Source organism: Capnocytophaga sp. HP1101 (genome assembly GCF_054772415.1).
In genome coordinates this window covers 36,453-51,013 of sequence record NZ_BPUU01000007.1, presented here as the reverse complement: position 1 = coordinate 51,013, position 14,561 = coordinate 36,453, and the positions used below count along the sequence as shown (strand labels likewise).

Sequence of the window (14,561 nt, the reverse complement as noted above, 5' to 3'; positions counted from 1 at the left end):
AAGTTATGAATACAAAAACTCGCCTATCTATTGGTTTAATAAAGTTGCTATACAAAGTAGTGCTGAAAAAATCGCTACTGAAATAGTAGTAGGAGCAGGTACTTTTACAGCTAAAAGTGCTGTAAAGAGTACTAAAAGCACGTTTATAACAAGTACATAACGAAAGGTGATAGGCAGTTGTAACTGATAATGTAAGCCATTGGCTATGCCAGCGAAGATAAGAGCTAAGCCGGCACTGAAAAACCAAAAGGCTTCTGCTGAAAGTTGGTTGTATTTCTTGAAACTAAGTGCTGAATGGGCTATGCCTAACAGTATAATTCCAACAATAGCAACCCCGTACAATATTTTCATCGGTACAGAAGTTTATAATTACTTTGCAAAGATACAAATTAATACCATAATGCAAAAAATGCCAATAATACTCATTAATACCAAAAATGCCAGAAATACTAATAATGCCAAATCAATGAGGAGATGCACTACAAAAGACGGTGCGAGGTCGTAGCACGGCAGGCGGGTAAGCAAAGAATGAATGGGGAATGACGAACAAAAGACGAACAAAAGACGAAGGAAGAACGAAGGAAGAACGAACAAAAAATGAAGATAACCTCCCCCTAACCCCCTCCAAAGGGGGAACTGTAGCGACGCAAAGACGGTGCGAGGTCGTAGCACGACAGGCGGGTAAGCAAAGAATGAATGGAGGAACGACGAACAAAAGACGGTGCGAGCCGCACGGGCAGTCGTAGCACGACAGGCAAGTAGATAAAGAATGAATGGGGGAATGACGAACAAAAGACGAAGGATGAACGAACAAAAGACGAAGAAAGAACGAAGGAAAGACGAACAGAGAACGAACAAAAAATGAAGGTGAGTTGAAGTTGAGGTAGAGATGAAAAGAAGGTTATTAGTGGATTTTCAACTTTGCCCAAGTTTCAAACTTTGGCAAAGTTTACAGGTAACTTTGGAGAAGTTCATACATAAACGAATGATGAGTAAATGAAATTGAGGTAAGGGGTGGAGGTAGGGTATTTCACAATAGTTTAAGGTTTTATTTTATTAGGATTTTATTTGGTTGCAAAAATTTTGCATCATTAAAAATAAGCTTTTAGAAGGATATTTAGTAAAAAAACTCTTTACATATTGGTGCTAAATCAAAAATATTATGTACTTTTGCCCAAATTTATGTAGTGGGCTTTGTAAAAAAACTACCTGTTGGAGTTAATAATCACTATGTGAGTTATATAAGAATTAATTTAGAGAATTACAATGGAGAAAATAACCGCTGCCATTACGGCTGTTGGAGGGTATGTACCTGAAGATGTTCTGACTAATGAGATGTTAGAAAAAATGGTAGATACTAACGACGAGTGGATTTACACCCGTACCGGCATCAAAGAAAGACGCATACTCAAAGACCCTAATAAAGGTTCTTCCTTTTTAGGTATTGAAGCCGCTAAAGACCTCATTCGCAAAACAGGTCTCGACCCTAAAGAAATTGACTTAGTAATCTTAGCGACTGCTACCCCTGATATGCCTGTAGCCCTTACGGGACCTTATGTAGCTTCGCAAATAGGGGCTGTAAATGCTTTTTCATTTGATTTGCAAGCTGCTTGTTCGAGCTTCTTATTTGGGGTTTCGGTAGCTGCTAAATACATAGAATCAGGAAGGTATAAAAAAGTACTCTTGGTGGGTGCCGATAAAATGTCGTCTATTATTGATTATACTGACCGTGCTACTTGCATTATCTTTGGCGATGGGGGAGGGGCTGCGCTCTTTGAACCTAACTACGAAGGTATGGGCGTGCAAGATGAACTGTTAAAGAGTGACGGTGTTGGGCGCAACTATCTGTATATAAAAGCAGGGGGCTCTCTTTGTCCGACCACGGCTGAAACTGTTGCCAACAAAGATCATTTTGTATTCCAAGATGGTAAAACGGTGTTTAAATATGCGGTTACGGGAATGGCTGATGTAGCAGAAGAGCTTATTAAACGTAACGGTTTGACCTCAAACGATGTGCAATGGCTTACGCCTCACCAAGCGAATAAACGCATTATTGATGCTACTGCTGAGCGTATGGGCTTATCACCAGAGAAGGTGATGCTTAACATTCATAAATACGGTAATACTACTTCGGCAACTATTATTTTAGCTCTCAGTGATTATGAAGCACAACTCAAAAAAGGTGATAACATAGTATTAGCAGCCTTTGGAGGAGGTTTCACTTGGGGAGCTGTTTACCTCAAATGGGCTTATGACGGAGCCCTCTATCACAAATAAAGAACAACCATTGAGAAAAACACAATATACGTATGGATTTAAGAGACATTCAAAATTTAATTAAGTTTGTTGCCAAGTCGGGGGCAAGCGAAGTGAAATTGGAAATGGAAGATGTAAAAATCACCATTAAAACGAACCCTGATGAAAGTGGCAAAGAACAAGTGTTTGTACAACAATTGCCTGTAGCACAGCAGCTACCCCAGTTGCCTTTGCAACAGCAAGTGCCTGTACAACAGCTTCCTGCAACTGAACCTACCGACAGCAAACCTGCAACACCTGCCGATGACGATAGCAAATACATCACTATCAAATCGCCGATGATTGGTACTTTTTACCGTCGCCCTGGTCCAGACAAGCCGCTATTTGTGGAAGTAGGTTCAACCATCTCTAAAGGTAGTGTAATTTGCATTATTGAGGCGATGAAACTCTTCAACGAAATAGAATCAGAAGTTTCTGGTAAGATAGTTAAGATATTGGTTGATGATTCTTCACCTGTAGAGTTTGACCAACCATTGTATTTAGTTGACCCATCATAAACTAAGTAATATGTTTAAAAAGATATTGATAGCCAACCGTGGAGAAATAGCCTTACGCGTGATACGTACGTGTCGCGAGATGGGTATCAAATCGGTAGCCGTATACTCTACTGCCGATGCCGACAGCTTGCACGTGCGTTTTGCCGATGAAGCTGTGTGCATAGGACCTCCACCCAGCAAAGATTCATACTTAAAAATACCTAATATTATAGCCGCTGCCGAAATTACCAATGCCGATGCGATACACCCAGGCTATGGTTTCCTTTCGGAAAATGCGAAATTCTCTAAAATTTGCGCTGAACACGGCATTAAATTCATAGGAGCCTCACCCGAAATGATTGAGAAAATGGGTGATAAGGCTACCGCCAAAGCTACTATGAAAGAAGCGGGTGTGCCTACCGTACCAGGTTCTGACGGATTGGTACGCGACTTGGAACACGCTAAGCAAATAGCCAAAGAAATAGGCTATCCTGTAATGCTGAAAGCTACTGCAGGTGGCGGTGGTCGCGGGATGCGCGATGTGTGGAAAGAGGAAGACCTCGAAAAAGCCCTTAACAGTGCGATGCAAGAAGCAGGTGCTGCCTTTGGTAACGATGCGATGTATATGGAAAAACTCATTGTAGACCCACGTCACATCGAGATTCAAATTGTAGGCGACCAGTACGGCAAGGCTTGTCACCTTTCTGAACGCGATTGCTCAATACAACGTCGCCACCAAAAACTTACTGAAGAAACACCGTCGCCTTTTATGACGGACGACCTTCGCAAGCGTATGGGAGAAGCGGCTGTAAAAGCTGCTGAGTATATCAAGTACGAAGGGGCAGGAACTGTAGAGTTCTTGGTGGATAAAGACCGTAATTTCTACTTTATGGAGATGAATACCCGTATACAAGTAGAACACCCTATCACCGAGCAAGTGATAGATTACGACCTTATTCGTGAGCAAATATTAGTAGCAGCGGGAGTGCCTATCTCAGGCAAGAACTACACGCCTAAACTGCACGCTATCGAATGCCGTATCAATGCTGAAGACCCTTATAACGACTTCCGTCCGTCGCCAGGTAAGATTACTACCCTGCACGCACCGGGAGGTCACGGGGTACGCCTTGATACACACGTGTACAGTGGTTATGTGATTCCGCCTAACTATGACTCGATGATTGCGAAGCTCATCACTACAGCGCAAACCCGTGAAGAAGCGATAGCGAAGATGAAACGCGCTTTGGACGAATTTGTAGTAGAAGGTGTGAAAACCACCATTCCGTTCCACTTGCAACTAATGGATGACCCCGATTATTTAGCAGGGAATTACACTACTAAGTTTATGGAGGACTTCCAGATGAAACCACAAGTGGCAGAATAATGGAATAGAAATGATTATATAAAGAAAGGGACTGTCTAACTCAATGGAAGGATAGTCCCTTTTATGTAGTTACAATATTATGATATATCTTATAGCGTACCTTATCTGCTGGGTAGTAGCTGTTGTGTTGTATAACTTTTCTTTTAATGAGAGTTTTGTATATACGGCATTGTATGCCCATTTGGTATATGGAGTAGGCTTTTTTGGGTTGTTTAACTTTGTAGGGCACTCAGTACTCAGTGAGAGAGTAGCTAAAACCATAGGCTGGATATCTAACGGTTTTCAAAAAGAATTGGGTTTTGTATCCTTAGGAATAGGCATTAGTGGAATATTATGCCATTGGTTTCGGGATGGATTTTGGTTGGCAACCGCTATTCCGTTTAGTGTATTCTTGATAGGAGCAGCCTTGTTACACATTGCTGAAATGAAGCGAAAACACAATTTTAACAAAGGCAATGTATGGATTATCCTTCCTGATTTGCTAATGCCCTTGACGTTATTAATATTGTTTATACTGAATTAGATATGAAACTCATAGCAATGATACCTGCCCGTTATGGTGCGACGCGCTTTCCTGCGAAACTGATGCAAGACCTTTGTGGCAAGCCTGTGATAGTACACACTTACCAAAGGGTGGCTGATACCCACTTGTTTGATGAAGTGTATGTGGTAACCGATGATGACCGTATTGAAAAGGTGATACGAGAGGTAGGAGGGAAAGTAATTCGGAGTAAGAAGGAGCATAACAGCGGTAGCGACCGCTTGGCGGAAGCCTCTAAAGATTTGGAGGTAGACATCATTGTAAATGTGCAAGGAGATGAGCCTTTTACCGATAAAGAGAACTTACAAAAAGTAATTGATATTTTCGCTAATGACACAGATAAAAGCATAGCAGTAGCCAGCTTGATGGAACGAATTACTGACCCAGAAGATATTGCAAACCCGAATAATGTGAAGGTTGTAGTGAATAAATTTGGTGAAGCATTGTATTTTTCGAGGAGTTTTATACCTTTCCCACGCGACCCTAACACCGATGTGCCTTATTATAAGCACATAGGTATTTACGCCTATCGTAAGGAAGCCTTACAACAGTTCACACAGTTGCCACCATCATTGTTAGAAGAGACTGAAAAATTGGAGCAATTGCGCTATTTGGAAAATGGGTTTAAAATACGATTGGCACTAACCAATATCCCTACCATAGGGATTGATACTCCCGAAGATTTAGAGAGAGCACGTAAGCGAATGGCTACACAAAAGTGATAAAAACAGGGAGAAAAATGCTAAAATAGAGGGAGATGAAGTAGAATTTTAGTAATTTATTAATATTGATTATCAGTAAGTTGTAAAAAAGTTAATAACTTATTGATGAGAAAATGCTGTAAAGTTTCTTTTTTTCTATATCTTTGCTACGTCTAAAAGAGTGCAAAGGCAGGAATAGAGACGCCTAATTTTTAGAAATATAATAACGAATTAAACAAAAAATTATCGGCTATATATCTAATATAGTTGTTTATGTAAAAAATGAAATATAACAAGTATTACGTAGGGTTAGATATCGGGACTACCAAGATTGTAACTATGGTAGGAGCCAAAAACGAATACGGGAAGATTCAGATTTTAGGTTATGGGCAATCTAAAAGTGAAGGCATTAATAAGGGAGTAGTGACTAATATAGCGAAAACTACTCAATCGATTATGGATGCCATTCAAGATGCCAAAGAAAAAACAGGATTGGAGATTGAGAACGTAGTAGCAGGTATCGCAGGACAAAACATAATCAGTCGTTCACATAGTGATTATATTACCCGTACAGACCCTGAACAACTTATAGACTTTGAAGATTTAGAGCGCTTGAAAGAACAGGTGTTCTCTATAGCACTTTCGCCAGGGCAAAAGATTATTCACGCATTGCCACAAGATTATAAGGTGGATAATGTGGGAGATATAAAAGAACCTATCGGTATGATGGGGACGCGTTTAGATGCTACTTTTCACTTAGTTATTGGGCAAGTAAGCGCTATAAAAGGGATTACTCGCTGTGTGGAGATGGCACATCTAAAGCCTATAGGTCTTACCTTGGAACCGATTGCTTCTGCTAATGCTGTGTTAAGCGAAGAGGAAAAAGATGCAGGAGTAGTATTGGTGGATATAGGAGGAGGTACTACTGATGTGGCTATCTTTAAGGATGGTATTATTCGTCATACCGCCGTAGTACCTTTAGGAGGAAATATTATTACTGATGACATCAAAGAAGGTTGTGGCATACTCACACGTCAAGCCGAGATGCTGAAAGTAGAGTTTGGTTCAGCTTGGCCAGGAGAGAACCGAGATAATGAGATAGTATCAATACCTGGTATAAAAGGGAAGGAACCTAAAGAAATAACACTTAAAAATCTTTCTAAAATTATTCACGCAAGGGTAAGTGAGATTATCAACTTGGTATTTAACGTGATTAAGAATTACGGACACGAAGAGACTAAGAAGAAGCTTTTTGCGGGGATAGTATTGACAGGAGGAGGAAGCCAACTGAAACATATTGTTCAGCTGGTAGAATACATTACAGGAATGGATACCCGTATAGGTTACCCTAATGAGCACTTGGCAGGAAATTCTGACCCTAAACTTACTTCACCTATTTACTCTACCGCTATAGGTCTTGTGATGAGCGCTATTGATAATGAAGCTGAAGAGCAATTTAAGAAACGCTTTGAGGAAGTAAGAGCTCAAGAACGTGCTGAAGAGGCAATGGAGAGTAGAATGGGATTGGTGGTAGAGACTTTACCAACAGATTCGCAGGCTTCAGAACTTGACAAACAACCTATCACAATAGTAGATTCACCAAAAATAAACGTTTTTAGCGATAAGGAAGAGGAAGATGAAGCAGGAGCACATAGAATAAGTAGAGGTTGGTGGAGTAAGTTGAATGAAAAACTAAAAGACTTCTTAGATAGTGAAGATTAAGTAGAAACAAATAATTATGATTTTTTGATATGAATTCGGACATTCAATTTGATTTGCCAAAGAATATTAGTAACTATATCAAAGTTATTGGCGTAGGAGGCGGAGGGTGCAACGCCGTAAATTTTATGCACAACGAAGGTATAAAAGGGGTAGATTATGTGGTCTGCAATACAGATGCACAAGCATTGGAAAACAGTCCTATCCCTAATAAAATTCAGTTAGGAGTTACCCTTACAGAAGGATTAGGAGCAGGAGCTAACCCTGATATTGGAGAAAAAGCGGCTCTTGAAAGTATTGAGGATATTCAACGTACTTTGGAAGGGAATACCCAAATGGTGTTTATCACTGCGGGTATGGGAGGCGGTACAGGTACTGGAGCAGTGCCCGTAATAGCTAAACAAGCTAAGGATATGGGTATTCTTACCGTTGCGATTGTAACCACTCCATTTAATTACGAAGGCTTAAAACGTAGTCGACAAGCGCAAGCAGGTATTAAAAAACTACGTGAATGTGTAGACTCTCTTATTGTTATTAATAATAATAAAATCAATGAAATATACGGTGATTTAAGTATTAAGGAGAGCTATGGTAAAGCCAATGAGATATTATTGAAAGGGGCTAAAGGTATGGCTGAGGTAATCAGTAAACACTACCTTGTAAATATTGACTTACGAGATGCCCGTACCGTACTTGAAAACGGGGGTACAGCTATTATGGGCTCAGCATCAGCTGAAGGTGATAATAGAGCTTATGAAGCAGTTGCAGCTGCTTTAAATTCTCCTTTGCTAAATGACAATAAGATTGCTGGAGCTAAAAATGCTCTTCTTTTGATTACTTATGGTAAGAAAGAAGCTACTCAGCGCGAAGTTACTGAAATAAGTAGTTTTATTCAAGAACAAGCAGGTGATAATATGGCTGACCTTATCTATGGGATAGGTGAAGATGAATCATTAGGGGAAGCTATCTCTGTGATAGTTATTGCCACAGGATTTGATGCTGATCAGCAACAAGAAATAGTGAATGCCGAAACTAAAAAGGTAATTCATATTCTTGAGGAAAATCAAACAGCTACACGTGATTTAACAGAGCCTAAAGGTACTGTGGTCAATGCTGTGAATAACACTTTTCCCATTTCTTCAATCCCTGAAATAAAAAAAGAGCCTTCAATATCAGATTTATTTAATATCTGGGTAGACTGTGAGGTGGTTACAGCCGTAAATGATGAGTTTGTGATAGTGGATAAGTCTATTCCTAAAATTAATAGTTATCAAACTATTGAAAAGAAAATTGAAGTACAGACTCAGCAACCAACATCAGTAAAACAAGAAGAACCTAAAAAAGAGGCTCCAATCATTCACCAATTGAGCGAGGATATTCATAAAGAAGTGCCTCAAGTAGAACGCCGAAAAATACCTCCTGTTGTAAATCAAGAAGGAGAAATACGTTATACTTTAGAAGACTATACAGAGCTTGAAAGAACTTTTAGAGAAGCAAAACCTAATTCTTTTACAGAAGATAAAAACTCAAATGAGTTTGTCCTTTATAAAAAAGAGGAAGAAGCTAAGCCTAAAACTTCTGCTTCTTCAGGTCAATTAGATATGTTTGCTGAAGAAGAGGATATAGAGTCTTCACTGAACCCTATTGATAGTAGAATTTCAGATGTAATGAAACGCTCTCGTTCTAACCGCTTGCAAGATTACAACTACAAGTTTGGAAGTAATAATCAATCACGTACCTCTATGGGTAAAGATAGCGCAGGCGAAATGCAAATAAGAAAAAACAATTCTTATTTGCACGATAATGTAGATTAGTTTTATAGACTCATCTATGAGAAAAACCATATTTCAATAAAAGACGGGAAGTTTAATTTTAAACTTCCCGTCTTTCTATATAATTACTATTTTAATTAGCCTTACAATACTCTATTCATATCCCACTCTTCAAGATATTTAGCTACGCGTTGCACAAACATTCCTCCTAAGGCTCCATTTACAACACGATGGTCATAACTATGAGAAAGCATTAGTTTATAGCGAATGCCTATTGTATCTCCTTCTGGAGTTTCAATTACAGCAGGAACTTTTTGAATTGCTCCTATAGCTAAGATTCCTACTTCTGGCTGATTGATAATAGGAGTACCAAACAAAGTGCCAAATGAACCTATATTGGTTACTGTATAAGTGCCATCTTTCACTTCATCAGGCTTGAGAGCATTATTGCGAGCTCTATTAGCAAGGTCATTTACTACTTTTGCCATACCTCTTAAACTGAGCTCATCAGCGTTCTTTATAACAGGAACAATTAAGTTACCGTCTGATAGTGCAGTAGCCATTCCTATATTGATATTTTTCTTCTTGATAATTTTATCTCCTTCTACCGAAATATTCATCATAGGGAAATCAACAAGTGCTTTGGCAACCACTTCCATAAAGATAGGTGTAAAAGTGAATTTCTCTCCTTCACGTTCTTCAAATGCTTTTTTCACTTTGTTACGCCATTTCCATATGCGCGTTACATCTACCTCAATAAAACTTTGTACGTGTGCTGAAGTAAGTTTGCTTTTTAGCATATGCTCGGCAATGAGTTTACCCATACGGCTCATCTCAATTCGTTCTTCACCGTGTTTGATGTAAACTCTGTTATCCGCAGGAGTAGCTCCAAAAGTAGCTGAAGACTTTATTTTTCCTTGTGTTCTATGCGTTAGATAGTCGAGAATGTCGCTCTTGGTTACACGGTCGTTTAACCCCGTACCTCTGATACTGTCTAACTCGCTTAGGCTAATACCTTCTTTCTTAGCGATATTCTTTACCAAAGGCGAGTAAAAACGCTCTGTTTTGCTGAAGTCTACTTGTGGTTGAGCTAAGGTAGTTTGCTGTATGTTAGCAATATCTTTTTCTAAATTGTCAACCGATTGTTCTACAGTATCAAAAGTTTCTTCTTGATTACCAATCTCTTCTTCGGTCTCAATAACGGCTAATACTTCACCTACTTTCACTACCTCGTCCACTTGAAACTTGATTTCAACCAGTACGCCCGATACTTCAGTAGGGACTTCACTATCTACTTTATCCGTAGCTACTTCCACAATACTTTCTTCGGCTTCCACAGGGTCGCCTACTTTTTTTAGCCAATTGGTAACAGTGGCTTCTGCTACACTTTCACCCAATGAGGGTAATGTTACTTCATATCTTCCCATTTTCCTGCTATTTTATTTCTTTTACCTCTTGTGGGAGGTTCATATTTTTGGTTAATACGCTTATCTTATTAAGGTCTATATCACCTGTAAGCGATAATACAATAGTTTGTTTTGAAGTCTCGGTAGGTTCTACAAGCATTAGCAGTTCCGATACGTGAGTAGCATCTTTTCCTCCTTTGGTGTAGAATTTCACATTCTGAGCTTTGTCTTTTACTCGCATTAATTCGGATAGTCCAGCGGTTTTAAGATATTCTTGTGCTTCCGTTTTCATCAGTCCGGCAGCTGTCTTGCTTTCAGTAGTGAATATCTTCATTCCTTTCAGCTTATTAGCAACCTCCATAAACTCTTTAGCTTCAGCATCTTTACTATCAATTTTTGAGAGCATCTGAAACATCTTCTGCGATACTACCACAGTGCTGATATCTTTATTAGCCTCCAGTTTGTCAAAAGCTGTTTGTCCGCTAACGGTTATGCTCACCCAAAAAGCAGATAGCATTAATATTTTCTTTATCTTCATAGTAACAATATGTTGTTAATGTTCTTTAACGATTTTATTTTTAGTCTCTTCATATTCTCTGAGGTATTGCACTTTCTCAGCGCCTTTATTGTATTCCTCTGAGAGTATCAAAAGCCCTTTTCTTATTACCTGATAGTTGTACTCAGCCTCTTTGCATTCCCGTTGCTGTTTTAACCAATAAGCAGTGCCTAATCCTATCGCTACTGCTATGAGTACACAAATTGTAATAGTTTTTTTCATCTTTTGTTGTAACTTTGTTAATGCCTTCTGAATATTGATAAATCGAAGTCAAGAAAGTAAAGAGCGATTAGTACCAATACCAATAGCACTATCCAAAAAGTCTTGTTTACCCCTGCGTTCTTTCGGTTCCGACTCTCATTGCGGATAGCGCGCCATTCTTCCGTGAAATGGTTCGTCACTGTTTCACGGTCTCTGCGTATGCGTGATCCCATCTCAAAAGGGTTACCTTCTTCTTTCCCTTCGTAATAACGAGGGGTATAGTTAAAGCGCTTGTTTTTTGGTAATTTAAATAATCTAATCTTCATAATGATGCAAAGGTATAAAATAATTCATAACTAACAATAAAATATTGCACAAAAATTATTCCAATAAGTTATCTATTTGTGCCATTACTTCCTTAATGATGTGATTTTCATCGATTATGTTTTCGGAAAGTTCTGTTTTACTTTTCTGTAATCTGATGATTTTTTCCTCAATAGTATCCTTGCTCACAAAGCGTATTACGTTCACTTTATTTTGTTGTCCTATGCGGTGTGCCCTCCCAATAGCTTGTTTTTCTGAAAACGGATTCCACCACGGGTCTAATAACAAAACATAAGAGGCTTGCGTGAGATTTAAGCCTACTTCACCTGCTTTTAGCGAAATGAAAAAGAACGGTATATTAGGGTTGTTCTGAAACATTTCTACTTGATTTTTCCGCTCAAACGAAGGCGTTTCGCCCGTTAGTTTGGCATATTTTATCCCTTTTTTGTTACACCACTCTTCATAAAGTGCTAAATGACTCACAAAACTGCTAAATATAAGTGCTTTTCTTGACGATTGTAGCAGTTCTTCCATATATTCTGTCACTTCTCCGTACTTTCCTGATGCAATTTTACTCTCTTTATCCACTAATTTAGGGTGCAAGCTTATTTTTCTTAGCCTCATTAGCATATTCAGGGTGTTAAATTCAGTGATGGGCTCATTAATCTGCAAAAGCTGATTGCGCACCTTCGATTTTTCTGTTTCATACCACTTGCTTTGGGCTTCAGTCATAGGACAGTAGATAATTTGCTCTTCCATTTCTGGCAAATCGTCAAGCACTTGCTCCTTTGTTCGCCTTAGTAAAAACGGACTGATAATGGTCTTTAACTCCTCTAAGGCTTGTGTGTTCTTCTTTTTGCTGATTTCTACTTCATAGTTTTTGTAAAACGAAGCATAACTTTTCAGTATATTCGGATTGATAAACTGCATTTGTGACCATAAATCACTGAGTGAGTTCTCAATAGGTGTCCCACTCAATGCGATGCGGTGACTCGCTTTTAGGGTGTGTATTGCCTTGAACGTTTTAGAGTTCTTGTTTTTAATGCGTTGGCTCTCGTCCAAAATAATGTACCTAAACTCATACTTCTGAAAGAGTTCTACATCGCGTTCCACTATGGGGTAACTGGTAAAAACCACATCGTAATTGCCTAAGCGCTTGGCTTTTACTTTTCGGTCAGCCCCCACGTATTGCGTACATTTAAAATGTGGAGCAAACCGTTTAGTCTCGTCATACCAGTTAAAAATAAGCGATGAAGGCAGAATAACCAGCACTTTTAAAGCCTCCTTACTCTTTTCTATCCCCGAAAAAAGGTCGATAGTTTCAATAGCTTTTTCAGGCAAGGCATCGTGTATAGCTACCAATAAAGCAATGGTTTGCAATGTTTTACCAAGTCCCATATCATCAGCAAGACACGCCCCTACGCCGTTGTAATAGTGTTGCAAAAGCCACTCAACACCCTCTATTTGATACGGACGCAAGGTCGCTCGTAGGTTAGGGGAGGGGGTGTAGCTCACCTTTTCTACTAAGTTCTGAGGTTTTATCTCGGGTACTGCTTCCAAAAGCGCGTAGTTACTCTTCGCAATTTGTAGTTTTTCCTGCCTAACTTGCGCGTATTTGGCAATACTACTGAACTTACTAAACCATTCTTGAGGGATAATGAACGCTTTTCCGTCAGAAAGTAAGTAAATAGGGTTGTTTTCTTTTAAATTCTTGATTAAATCTTTAAAATGAAAGCTATTTTCTCCTTGTTTTACCCTTATATTGAGGTCAAACCAATCGTTTTCACTATTTGTTTCTGCAAAAATAAGCTCAGGTAAGTGTCTGCTTATCTCTTTTCCACTTTCTATGCTGAAAGTATGAAAGCTAAATCCTGCTGCTTCCAATTCTTTTTTGCAGTGTAACAGATGAAAATACGAAGCAAAAGGGTCTTCACTTTTGATGGAAAAAGTACCTCCGTCATTCACAAAACCTAACTGTTCTAAAAACTGATACTTTTTAGCTTCTTCTTCTTTATTCCGTTGATAATTATGTATTTTAATGTCGTTATTTTCACTTATTTCTAACTCAGATTGGTTGTTTTTCGCTTGATTACTGTCAAAAACATAACCATTATAGTCAAAATGTAAGTATATTTTATAATGATTGGCAAAGAAATCGTACAATATATCCAATTCACACCCCTTTAATTCATTTTGTGTGATAATATCGAAGCCTTTAGCTTCTACCTGTGCATTTCTTAGTACCTTTTTGAGGAATTTCTCAAAGTATTCAGGAAAGGTTTTTTCAGGGATAAAGGTAGCTTCTTTGTTCAGAAAAGGTTTTAAGTGTGAAGCTTTGATGTGAGCTACTCTCACCACTTGCTTTTTTAGCACAATCCAAGCGTATGCATTGTTCAGCAGTTCAATTTGGCTTCCACAAGGCAGTAGTTTTTCATCACCATTTTGCAACAATAACCGGTAACTAATGCCTCCTTCAGTTTTGGTAAATTCTAATAAAGGTTCAATTATATTTGTACTTACTTGCAATATTTTCTTACTGATATCGTCCTTATGAGTGTAGTTAGTAGTAATAAACAGATTGTTTTCTGCAATTATAGACAGTAATTCAGCTGTTTTTTCTTCTATTTGTTGCTCAATATGCTTTTTTATTTGAATATTTTTGTATATTTCTTCAAAACTATCACCTTTTTTAAGATATTTTTGATGCAGAATATTAGGTTGCAGACTATTTACGATACTTAAAGCCTTCTTTTCCTCTTCCGACAACTGAAAATCAGCTAAACTATGTAATACTTCCGCTGTCGCTTTTTTGTAAAACGAGGTGTACCCGTTTTGTTTTTCAGCCAAATAAGCATTAGGCAAGACTATTTCTATAGTAGGGTGAAAGCTAAAATCAAAAAATAAAAACATAACTCAATAATCTAACTGCTGTAAGGTTTTGTATTTAGTCTGCAAAGGTACGGTATTTTTACAGGAATAAAAAAACTGACCACCCTCTTTTTATCAACAATCATACAAAAAACACCTACTAACTAATACTTTACAATTACCTTATCATCATCTTTGCGTCGCTACAGTTCCCCCTTTGGAGGTTGTCCGCGAGAGCGGAGTAAGTGAATAGGGGGAGGTTACTTTGGTCTTTTGTTCGTCTCTTCTTTATCTGCC

General features: G+C 38.6%; 13 protein-coding genes. 7 read left to right on the top strand and 6 right to left on the bottom strand.

Features of this window, described 5'->3' with window-relative positions:
- Positions 1-27: 27 nt before the first annotated feature.
- On the bottom strand, positions 28-351 hold the full coding sequence (locus tag RCZ04_RS05215; protein ID WP_460484903.1) for a hypothetical protein: 324 nt from the start codon (positions 349-351) through the stop codon (positions 28-30).
- A 915-nt stretch (positions 352-1,266) separates the two neighbouring features.
- On the opposite strand from RCZ04_RS05215, the gene RCZ04_RS05210 reads away from it, so the two are divergent.
- The 7 genes from RCZ04_RS05210 (at position 1,267) to ftsZ (ending at position 8,951) form a co-directional block, all read left to right on the top strand.
- Positions 1,267-2,277 (top strand): beta-ketoacyl-ACP synthase III, encoded by a 1,011-nt coding sequence (locus tag RCZ04_RS05210; RefSeq protein ID WP_460484902.1) that lies wholly within the window; start codon positions 1,267-1,269, stop codon positions 2,275-2,277.
- 32 nt (positions 2,278-2,309) lie between these two features.
- Complete coding sequence (gene accB / locus RCZ04_RS05205) at positions 2,310-2,813, top strand: acetyl-CoA carboxylase biotin carboxyl carrier protein (RefSeq protein ID WP_460484901.1); 504 nt, start codon at positions 2,310-2,312, stop codon at positions 2,811-2,813.
- Positions 2,814-2,823: 10 nt separating this feature from the next.
- Positions 2,824-4,176: an acetyl-CoA carboxylase biotin carboxylase subunit gene (gene accC / locus RCZ04_RS05200; protein ID WP_460484900.1), complete on the top strand. Its 1,353-nt coding sequence runs from the start codon at positions 2,824-2,826 to the stop codon at positions 4,174-4,176.
- Positions 4,177-4,255: 79 nt separating this feature from the next.
- Positions 4,256-4,699, top strand: coding sequence for a DUF6790 family protein (locus tag RCZ04_RS05195; protein WP_460484899.1), 444 nt, complete (start codon positions 4,256-4,258; stop codon positions 4,697-4,699).
- 2 nt (positions 4,700-4,701) lie between these two features.
- On the top strand, positions 4,702-5,439 hold the full coding sequence (gene kdsB / locus RCZ04_RS05190; protein ID WP_460484898.1) for a 3-deoxy-manno-octulosonate cytidylyltransferase: 738 nt from the start codon (positions 4,702-4,704) through the stop codon (positions 5,437-5,439).
- A 261-nt stretch (positions 5,440-5,700) separates the two neighbouring features.
- Positions 5,701-7,140: a cell division protein FtsA gene (ftsA, locus tag RCZ04_RS05185; protein WP_460484897.1), complete on the top strand. Its 1,440-nt coding sequence runs from the start codon at positions 5,701-5,703 to the stop codon at positions 7,138-7,140.
- 29 nt (positions 7,141-7,169) lie between these two features.
- The gene (ftsZ, locus tag RCZ04_RS05180) at positions 7,170-8,951 is read left to right on the top strand and encodes a cell division protein FtsZ (RefSeq protein WP_460484896.1); all 1,782 of its coding nucleotides are present in this window, start codon (positions 7,170-7,172) and stop codon (positions 8,949-8,951) included.
- Between the two features lie 101 nt (positions 8,952-9,052).
- On the opposite strand, the gene RCZ04_RS05175 is transcribed toward ftsZ, so the two are convergent.
- The 5 genes from RCZ04_RS05175 to RCZ04_RS05155 are packed head-to-tail and all read right to left on the bottom strand — an operon-like array spanning position 9,053 to position 14,306.
- Positions 9,053-10,336, bottom strand: coding sequence for a dihydrolipoamide acetyltransferase family protein (locus tag RCZ04_RS05175; RefSeq protein ID WP_460484895.1), 1,284 nt, complete (start codon positions 10,334-10,336; stop codon positions 9,053-9,055).
- Between the two features lie 7 nt (positions 10,337-10,343).
- On the bottom strand, positions 10,344-10,853 hold the full coding sequence (locus tag RCZ04_RS05170) for a DUF4252 domain-containing protein (RefSeq protein WP_460484894.1): 510 nt from the start codon (positions 10,851-10,853) through the stop codon (positions 10,344-10,346).
- A gap of 15 nt (positions 10,854-10,868) precedes the next feature.
- Complete coding sequence (locus tag RCZ04_RS05165; RefSeq protein ID WP_460484893.1) at positions 10,869-11,093, bottom strand: hypothetical protein; 225 nt, start codon at positions 11,091-11,093, stop codon at positions 10,869-10,871.
- A 17-nt stretch (positions 11,094-11,110) separates the two neighbouring features.
- Positions 11,111-11,398, bottom strand: a complete 288-nt coding sequence (locus tag RCZ04_RS05160) for a hypothetical protein (RefSeq protein WP_460484892.1) — start codon at positions 11,396-11,398, stop codon at positions 11,111-11,113.
- 55 nt (positions 11,399-11,453) lie between these two features.
- Positions 11,454-14,306, bottom strand: a complete 2,853-nt coding sequence (locus RCZ04_RS05155) for a DEAD/DEAH box helicase (RefSeq protein ID WP_460484891.1) — start codon at positions 14,304-14,306, stop codon at positions 11,454-11,456.
- Positions 14,307-14,561 lie beyond the last annotated feature (255 nt).

Coding starts and splice junctions, on each gene's coding strand:
- RCZ04_RS05215 (WP_460484903.1), bottom strand. CDS start 351: ATGAAAATATTGTACGGGGTTGCTATTGTTGGAATTATACTGTTAGGC.
- RCZ04_RS05210 (WP_460484902.1), top strand. CDS start 1,267: ATGGAGAAAATAACCGCTGCCATTACGGCTGTTGGAGGGTATGTACCT.
- accB (WP_460484901.1), top strand. CDS start 2,310: ATGGATTTAAGAGACATTCAAAATTTAATTAAGTTTGTTGCCAAGTCG.
- accC (WP_460484900.1), top strand. CDS start 2,824: ATGTTTAAAAAGATATTGATAGCCAACCGTGGAGAAATAGCCTTACGC.
- RCZ04_RS05195 (WP_460484899.1), top strand. CDS start 4,256: ATGATATATCTTATAGCGTACCTTATCTGCTGGGTAGTAGCTGTTGTG.
- kdsB (WP_460484898.1), top strand. CDS start 4,702: ATGAAACTCATAGCAATGATACCTGCCCGTTATGGTGCGACGCGCTTT.
- ftsA (WP_460484897.1), top strand. CDS start 5,701: ATGAAATATAACAAGTATTACGTAGGGTTAGATATCGGGACTACCAAG.
- ftsZ (WP_460484896.1), top strand. CDS start 7,170: ATGAATTCGGACATTCAATTTGATTTGCCAAAGAATATTAGTAACTAT.
- RCZ04_RS05175 (WP_460484895.1), bottom strand. CDS start 10,336: ATGGGAAGATATGAAGTAACATTACCCTCATTGGGTGAAAGTGTAGCA.
- RCZ04_RS05170 (WP_460484894.1), bottom strand. CDS start 10,853: ATGAAGATAAAGAAAATATTAATGCTATCTGCTTTTTGGGTGAGCATA.
- RCZ04_RS05165 (WP_460484893.1), bottom strand. CDS start 11,093: ATGAAAAAAACTATTACAATTTGTGTACTCATAGCAGTAGCGATAGGA.
- RCZ04_RS05160 (WP_460484892.1), bottom strand. CDS start 11,398: ATGAAGATTAGATTATTTAAATTACCAAAAAACAAGCGCTTTAACTAT.
- RCZ04_RS05155 (WP_460484891.1), bottom strand. CDS start 14,306: ATGTTTTTATTTTTTGATTTTAGCTTTCACCCTACTATAGAAATAGTC.